This window comes from Bradyrhizobium sp. LeoA1Lang, assembly GCF_055413685.1.
This window is the reverse complement of the sequence record NZ_JBVAPG010000260.1, coordinates 1-7,501: the sequence shown is the minus strand read 5'-3', so window position 1 is coordinate 7,501 and position 7,501 is coordinate 1. Positions and strand designations below refer to the sequence as shown.

The following is a 7,501-nucleotide window of genomic DNA, read 5'->3' as shown; positions in this document are numbered from 1 at the left end:
ACGGCTGGCAGACCCTCGCCAGCAAGCCCATTGCTCAGCCGGTTGATCTTGCCGCCTGAGCAGATATCATCCGTTCACCGGAGACTCGCGACGGACAAATTCCAACCAAGTTCGCGACGGCACCATTCGTGAAGCCCTACGTGAAGTCAAACAAGAACGATATCATCGACGCCGAGGCGATCGCTGAGGCCGCGACGCGACCGACAATGCGCTTCGTCGCCGTGAAGGAGGAGGACCAAGCCGATCTTCAAGCGCTGCATCGAATCCGTGAGCAGATGGTCGGCTCGAGGACACGCCTGATCAATCAGATGCGGGCTTTCTGCCTCGAGTACGGCGTACCTTTGCGTCAGGGTGCCGGAATATTCAAGCTCGAGTTGCCGCGCGCTTTGAATGACGAAGGAAACGATTTGTCGCCAGTGATGCGTCGCCTGCTGGGCGATCTCTTCGCTGATCTCCGCCGCCTCGAAGAACGGATCCGCGAAGTGACACAGGAGATCGAAGCGGTCGCCGATCGAGAGGAAGTCACACGCCGGCTGATGACAATCCCTGGTATCGGCGCATTGGGTGCGACCGCTGTACTTGCCGCGATCGGTGATGGGCTGCAGTTTCGCAAGGCCCGCGACCGTGCTGCCTGGCTGGGGTTAGTGCCCAGGCAATACTCGACCGGCGGAAAACAGACGTTGCTTGGCGTCAGCAAACGCGGCAACCGTTATGTGAGAAAGCTTTTAGTGCATGGCGCGCGATCCTGCTTCCGGCATTTGGACCGGACGCGCGATCGCCTAGGAAGCTGGCTCGACGGGCTCCAGGCTCGGATGCATCCGAACAAGGCCGTTGTCGCTCTAGCCGCCAAGATGGCCCGCATTGTCTGGGTGGTCTTGAACAAGCCTGGAGCTCTCTACGAACGCAGAGGTCCTGCTTTCTCCTGACGCTTCTGGCTTCGATTGCAAGGCTCGGGAACAGTGATGACGAAACAGTGGATCAACATGCCGTAAGCCCTGTGCAAAAAAGCGGGCTTCGTGCCCGAACCATTTATTGGGAACGGCGTGCGCGGATCTCATCATGGCCTGGCTGCAACAGCAGTCCACTCGCGAGAGGCCGGATACATTTATGCAACTGGAAGCGTCATTTTTGCTGTTACGAACCCTTGCACGGACGGGGCGGACCATACATTTTTTGACAGAAGCTCGCGCAGCGCCGCGGCATCCAGCATCTGCTCGGCCAGCAGCTTCTTCAACTTGGCGTTCTCGTCCTCAAGCTGGCGCAGCCGCTTAGCCTCAGAGACGTCCATGCCCCCGAACTTTGCCTTCCAATTGTACAGCTTCCGAGACTCCGCGCTTCCGCGCAAGATCGGCGGTCTTCGCACCCGCCTCATGCTCGGCGCAGCACGCCGATAATCTGCTCTTCCGTAAACCTCGCTCGCTTCATCTGTCCGTCCTTCAGAAGGCCAAACTCTAACGCTACGTGGAGGAAATCGGCAGGGGCCGGTCACCCCGGTGATGCTTCGGCGCAGGAAGCAGCTCAAAAACTGAAATTCAACAACGAATGCGCTTACGGCTTTTCACCTGACATGAATCCGCGAAAGGTACCAGAGCTGGCTGAAGTGGCTCGACCGCAATGCGTCGCATTCGACAGCGCCGCGCTGGTCCCCACCATTTTCGCGCCGCGGACGATGATTCCGTCATCTCGTTCCCGCACGACGTGGACGAAAACGTCCTCTGCCTCGTGCACGGGGCGGTTGCGATCGACGGGCGGGTTCACGATCACGTGGTTGAAAAACAGCGCCCTCTCGGCAGCCGTTCGATACCAGCGCAAAGCGTTGGCTTCGAACGGATTGTAGAACTCTGAGAACGAGCCAAGCGTCGCGACGAAGCCGGCCTTGTAATCCGGCGTGCGGCCCATGAATCCGAAGGTCATGCGTGCCCACTGCGCAAGCGCTCCACGCGCCTTGAACAGATCGTCGGACGAATAGCACGAGGTGAAATACCGGTGCGTGCGGAATCCCTCAGGACTCCTGGTCAGCATAACGTCGGCGGTGTGAGGGTCGTGCAGGGCGTCATAGAGATGCGCCAGCGAGCGCGCTGCGTTACGGAACGCTCGGTGGCTCGTGACGTCTCGAACGGGCTCACCATAGATGAAGACGCTGCGATCGTCGCGCAGGCTATCGAGGAACGACGCTCCCGTCATAAGTGCGCTGGCGGCCTTGGTTTCGGCGGGCTCTTGAACCGCGAGGTTGGGCATCTGAACAGGCTCCGGTGGGCTGGATTGCGGCATCGAGGAAAAAGGGATTCAGACTGCGACATCGAGCTGAGTGGCTTCGATTTCGTCCAATGCCGCACGCAGGATCCTGTCCAAGCCGTCGCAAAGAGCCTGTTCCGGTATGGTGAGCGGCGGCATGATCTTCAGGACTTGGTCCCACGCGCCGCAGGTTTCGACAATGACGCCATTGGCGAGCGCGCGGCGCGCGACGCTCCGCGCAAACTCGCGATCCTTCCAAGCCACGCCTTGCAGCATACCGAGCCCTCGCACCTCGCCGCGGGTCGCCAGAGCTATTTCCTGCAGCCGCTCGCGCATCAGCTCGCCCTTGCGCGCGATCGCGCGCCCGAACTCTGGCTCGCGCCACAGTCGCAGCGCCTGCGCCCCGGCCACGAACGCCAGGTTGTTGCCGCGGAAGGTTCCGTTGTGCTGTCCGGGCTCCCAGATGTCGTGCTCAGGTCGCATCAGGACGAGCGCCATCGGCAACCCCAAGCCGCCGATCGACTTCGCCAGGCAAACGACGTCGGGATAGAGGCCGGCTCGCTCAAAGCTGAAGAAAGGACCGGTTCGTCCGCAGCCGGTCTGGATTTCATCCACGATCAATAGCGCACCGTGCCGGCGTGCAACCTAGCCCGCGCAACCGCCAGCCGCCATCCGGTCCCTGCTCCACCATGAACGGGATGTGGCTGGCCTGGAATCGGCCGCTGTCGTGGTTGATGATCAAGCCGTTTCCGCAGCGATCGTGTTGCTCTCCGACCTCGCGGCGATCAAGCGGATTCACCTCCGAGGCCGGACTAGCGAGTTGCAGGACCCGATGCGGGAGCCGGATCATGCCTGACGACTTCCGAAACGCCATGCGCCGTGTCGCCGCAACCGTCAGCGTTCTTTCAACGGAACTGCGCGGCAAGCGTTTTGGAATTACTATATCCTCGCTGGTCTCCCTGACCGTGGAGCCTCCGACTCTGTGTTTCGGCGTCCATCGCCAATCCTCCTTCTGCGCGCCAATGCTCGAGAGCGGCATGGTATGCGTCAACGTGTTGTCGCGGACCCAGGAGACGGTGAGCCGGGCCTTTTCAACGCCGCCCGCGAGCGAAATTCGCTTCCTGGCCGGAAGCTGGTCTGCCTACGAGACCGGCGGCCCGCTGCCATCGCACGCGGTCGTGCGCCTGCCCTATCTCCGGGAGGCGCAGGCCAACATGATTTGCAGGCTGGTACGCACGGTCGAGCACGGCACCCATCTTCTGTGTCTGGCTGAAATGGCGGGGATCACGGTCCGCGACGAGATCGAGCCCTTGCTCTATTGGGATGGCAGTTATCGCCAACTGGCATTTCCCGCCTGTGGCGCCTCGTTGCGGCAAGAGCACAGCCAAACCTCGGATGCCACGTATGGCTTCGATTGACGGCATAAGCCCGCCGGCGCGCGCTGTCGCGCCGCGCGCACCTGCCGGCTGCACGCGGCCGCTGTGGGAAGCCGTGACGTCGCCGGCCGCGGATTTCCCGATGCTCGCCGGTGCCACAAAGACCGATGTGCTGATCATAGGAGGTGGCTTTACCGGGCTGTCTGCTGCCCTGATGCTGCCCAGCACGGTGTTGAGACGACGATCCTCGAAGCCCGGGACGTCGGCGCGGGTGCGTCCGGTCGCAATAGCGGCCTAGTGATTCCAACGCTCACGCGCCCTGACCCAGACGACATCGTCCGGACATATGGTGCGGGTGGCGAACGTTTCGTGGCCCTGCTGCGCGATTGTGCCGATGACCTGTTCGAGTTGGCGCGCACCTTGAGGCTCGGCCGCCAGGCCGAGCAGACCGGCTGGCTTCAGCCCGCCCACACGCCCGGACGGATGGCGCTGATTGAGCGGCGGGCGGCGCAGTGGCGGAAGTGGGGCGCCAAAATGGAGGTGCTGGACTGTGGACAGACCGCGCGCGCCCTTGGATCCGTGATGTGGTTTGGCGGACTTCTCAGCGCGACCGGCGGAAGCGTCAATCCACTGGCGCTCGCGCGTGCAATGGCAAGAGCCGTGTCGGATTCCGGCGGACGCATTTATGCGCAGACCCCGGCGTTTTCGTTCGAGCGCGGGACCGACTTCTGGCGGGCGACGACCCCTTATGGAGACGTCCGCGCGAAGAGCCTGATCGTGGCTACCAACGCCTACACAGACCGCTTCGCGAAGGCGCTGTTGCCAGAGCTCGCACACGAGATCGTGCCCATAACCTCCTGGCTCGCCGCGACCGAACCGCTTTCCGAGTCCGTTCGCCAATCCGTCCTGCCATCTCGCCTGGCGATGTCAGACACCCGTGGGGACCTTCACTTCGCCAGATACGATTCCGATCATCGCCTGATCAGCGGCGGCGCCCTCGTCAATCCGATCAATCGGCCGTCGCGGCTGAGAGCGCTGATCTCGGCACGGCTGGAAAGGATATGGCCGCAGACGCAAGGCCTGAGGATCGAATTTCTTTGGAACGGGCGGATCGAATGACTCCGGATCGCTTTCCGCGGTTCCACCGGATCGGTCCGGACGCCCTTGCCTGGACCGGTTGCAACGGCCGGGCGATCGCGCTTTCTATCGCGGCAGGCAGGGAACTCGCGAAAGCGTCGATCGGCGTGTCTCTTGAGAACATCGCGCTGCCTTTTTCCACGCCCGCCCCCCTTCCGGCTCAGACCTTGATCCGCTGGCTCGCGCCTCTCGCCCTGCTGCATTACCGAAGGATTGACGCCAGAGAATATCAGAGTTCATTCTGGAGATCGCCTGTGCCGGGAATGAATGATCATGGCCGATGATCCCCAGCCAACCACCGATATACGACCAATGCAGGCTGGCATCGTCACCTTGCTGGTCGATCCCGAGCCAACGACGTTGGTCGCGCTCACGAACAGTGCCGATCCGACCATGCTCGTGTCTGGCAAGATCAACGAAGGCCTCCTGTCCTATGATTTCGAGCTCAATCCCGTCCCGCAACTTGCGACAGAATGGCGATCGGATTCCTCGGGCCTGGCGCTGGCCTTCGCCCGAACGTACAGTGGCACGACGGCGAGCCCTTCACCTCGACCGATGTTGCCGCCTCGATCATGCTCTTGAAGCAATTCCATCCGCGAGGCCGATCGACCTTTGCGAGCGTGACGGAAGTACAAACGCCAGATCCGCTGACCGCGGTCATCCGTCTGTCGCAGCCCGCGCCCGCGCTGATCCATGCGCTTGCAGGTGCGGAATCACCAATGCTGCCGTCGCATCGCTACAAGGACCTTGCGCCGTCCGCCAGCGCCAACGAAGCTTCGCCGATCGGGACCGGTCCCTACATCTTTCGGGAATGGATCAAAGGAAGCCACGTGAAGCTGGAGCGCAATCCCGCCTATTGGGGCGCACCGCAGCCGTTCGTGATCGGCATGTCCATTCGCTTCATCCGTGACCCGCAGGCGCGCGTGGCTGCAATTGGAGACGGCTCGATCGATATCGCGCCGCAGACGCCGGTGCCGGTCACGGCACTCGAGCAACTGTCGCGCGCACCAAATCTCTTGTTCGAGACGAAGGGTTACGAATACACCAACCAGATCGTCCGTCTGGAGTTTAATCTCGACCATCCGATTCTGGGTGACTATCGTGTTCGTCGCGGTATCGCACATGCCATCGATCGTTCCGATCTCGTCGCCGCGGCATGGAACGGATACGCCAAAATGGCGCTCGGGCCGATCAGTCCGGACCTGCGACCGTACGGTGCCGAGCGGCTGGTCGTCCCGGAACTCAATCATGGCGAGGCGGAGCGCTGGCTCGATGCAGCCGGCCTCAAGCGCGATTCCAGCGGCAGGCGCTTCGCGGTCGAACTCGACTTCGTGCCTGCCGGCGACGGTTACCAGCGGACCGCCGAATGCGTAGCCCGGGCGCTGGCAGAGGTCGGCATCACCGCCTCCGTTCGCGTGCAGGATTTCGCGACCTATGTGCGAAGGATCTATACCGATCGGGACTTTGCGTTTGCGATTGCTCGCAGCAACAACATGTTCGACCCATCGGTCGGCGTCCAACGTACCTACTGGTCACGCAATTTCCGCAAGGACCTCCCATTCTCGAACGGTTCTCACTATGCGAGCCCTGAGACCGACAGTCTGCTCGAACAGGCTGCGGTCGAACAGGACCCCGCCAAACGCCGCGATCTCTACCTGGCGTTCCAGAACCGGGTGATCGCGGATCTGCCCGACATGACTTTGTTGGCTCCAGCCCAGATCACCATCGTCAACCGAAGAATCAGAGGACATACGGTCTCGGCCGACGGACCGAACGCAAATCTCGCCGAGGTGACGATCATACCCTAACCAAGCATTCGATGCGCCACGTGCAATCCCTTGCCGATCGGCAAGATCAACGTTCGAAATTCCGGGCGCCGCGCCAGCATCCCGAATTGTCCCCACACAGCCATTGCAGGAACTGGTTGGCCTCGGCGCCCTCATCGATCGGCAGCGGAGGCGGATTGGAAGAGAAAGTCTTGATCGCATCGTCCCGACGCAGCGCGGCTTCGTCTACCTGGCAGCCGTCGTCGACGTGTTCAGCCGGCGGGTGCTGGCCCATTAGGTCTCGATCACGATGAAGGCGGCGTTTTGCAAAGCGCTCGAGGAGGCATTGGCGCGAGACGGCACGCCGGAGATCTCAGCGCGATGCGAAGCGTCGTCGCGACAACACGGATCAGGCCAGTTCACCGGCCCCGACTTCACCAGTCGTGCTGCTGGACGCCAAGATCGTCATCAGCATGGATGCCAAGCGCGACAACGTGTTGGTCGAGCGGCTCTGGCGAATGATCGAATACGAGCACGTCTATCTGCATGCCTACAACAGCGTGCCCGAGGCGCGCGCGTCGATCTCCAGATACCTGGCCTTCTGTAACGGCGGCGGGCCTTATTCGTCGCTTGACGAGCGAACGCTGGATGAGGCTTATTTTGGAGCGCAGACCATCGCCGCGGCGGCATGATCGTCGCTACGATTTTGATGCAGTTCCGGTCGGGCTTCGCCCTCCCTCCGCTGCATCAAAATCGCAAGGCCCAACCTGGCAGGAATCCACTTAAATTCCGCGGGGCGCTGTCCAAACAACCGGAGCCAGCTCTTGCGTCGAACTATACACTGGCGCCGATATCATGAACTAGGGTCTGTTGGGATTCATCGGGAGTTTATCACGGCAGCGGTCAGATGGATCATGGCTGCGAAGCTTTGATCTGTCTTGTCTGCGCGCAGCGCGATGCGCTTGAATTCCTTGAGCTTGCAGAAGA

The 7,501-nt window shown here is 61.7% G+C and carries 7 protein-coding genes and 4 pseudogenes; 7 read left to right on the top strand and 4 right to left on the bottom strand.

Annotated elements, in window-relative coordinates:
• Positions 1-74: 74 nt before the first annotated feature.
• Positions 75-926 (top strand): annotated as a pseudogene (locus tag ACZYOF_RS41005) (IS110 family RNA-guided transposase); the annotation flags it as partial.
• A 239-nt stretch (positions 927-1,165) separates the two neighbouring features.
• Here the strand turns inward: ACZYOF_RS41005 and ACZYOF_RS41000 are convergent.
• The 3 genes and pseudogenes from ACZYOF_RS41000 to ACZYOF_RS40990 all read right to left on the bottom strand — a co-directional run.
• Positions 1,166-1,425, bottom strand: a pseudogene (locus ACZYOF_RS41000) (transposase); the annotation flags it as partial.
• A gap of 123 nt (positions 1,426-1,548) precedes the next feature.
• On the bottom strand, positions 1,549-2,238 hold the full coding sequence (locus tag ACZYOF_RS40995) for a 4-hydroxyphenylacetate 3-hydroxylase N-terminal domain-containing protein (RefSeq protein ID WP_463719304.1): 690 nt from the start codon (positions 2,236-2,238) through the stop codon (positions 1,549-1,551).
• 48 nt (positions 2,239-2,286) lie between these two features.
• A pseudogene (locus ACZYOF_RS40990) lies at positions 2,287-2,865 on the bottom strand (aminotransferase class III-fold pyridoxal phosphate-dependent enzyme); the annotation flags it as partial.
• 218 nt (positions 2,866-3,083) lie between these two features.
• Between ACZYOF_RS40990 and ACZYOF_RS40985 the strand changes: the two are divergent.
• The 5 genes from ACZYOF_RS40985 to ACZYOF_RS40965 all read left to right on the top strand — a co-directional run bounded on the left by ACZYOF_RS40985 (position 3,084) and on the right by ACZYOF_RS40965 (position 6,556).
• A complete protein-coding gene (locus ACZYOF_RS40985) occupies positions 3,084-3,653 on the top strand; it encodes a flavin reductase family protein (protein WP_463719303.1) in 570 nt (189 codons plus the stop codon).
• A complete protein-coding gene (locus ACZYOF_RS40980; protein WP_463719307.1) occupies positions 3,640-3,909 on the top strand; it encodes a hypothetical protein in 270 nt (89 codons plus the stop codon). Before ACZYOF_RS40985 ends, ACZYOF_RS40980 begins: the two co-directional genes overlap by 14 nt.
• A complete protein-coding gene (locus ACZYOF_RS40975; protein ID WP_463719305.1) occupies positions 3,855-4,730 on the top strand; it encodes an NAD(P)/FAD-dependent oxidoreductase in 876 nt (291 codons plus the stop codon). Before ACZYOF_RS40980 ends, ACZYOF_RS40975 begins: the two co-directional genes overlap by 55 nt.
• Positions 4,727-5,032, top strand: coding sequence for a hypothetical protein (locus ACZYOF_RS40970; protein WP_463719302.1), 306 nt, complete (start codon positions 4,727-4,729; stop codon positions 5,030-5,032). Before ACZYOF_RS40975 ends, ACZYOF_RS40970 begins: the two co-directional genes overlap by 4 nt.
• Positions 5,033-5,221: 189 nt before the next feature.
• Positions 5,222-6,556 carry an ABC transporter substrate-binding protein gene (locus ACZYOF_RS40965; RefSeq protein ID WP_463719301.1) on the top strand — a complete coding sequence of 445 codons (1,335 nt, stop codon included), beginning with the start codon at positions 5,222-5,224 and terminating at the stop codon, positions 6,554-6,556.
• A 46-nt stretch (positions 6,557-6,602) separates the two neighbouring features.
• Here the strand turns inward: ACZYOF_RS40965 and ACZYOF_RS40960 are convergent, their stop codons facing one another.
• Positions 6,603-6,809: a hypothetical protein gene (locus ACZYOF_RS40960; protein ID WP_463719306.1), complete on the bottom strand. Its 207-nt coding sequence runs from the start codon at positions 6,807-6,809 to the stop codon at positions 6,603-6,605.
• On the opposite strand from ACZYOF_RS40960, the pseudogene ACZYOF_RS40955 reads away from it, so the two are divergent.
• Positions 6,738-7,206, top strand: a pseudogene (locus tag ACZYOF_RS40955) (transposase); the annotation flags it as partial. The gene ACZYOF_RS40960 and the pseudogene ACZYOF_RS40955 sit on opposite strands and share 72 nt — an antisense overlap.
• Positions 7,207-7,501: the final 295 nt, after the last annotated feature.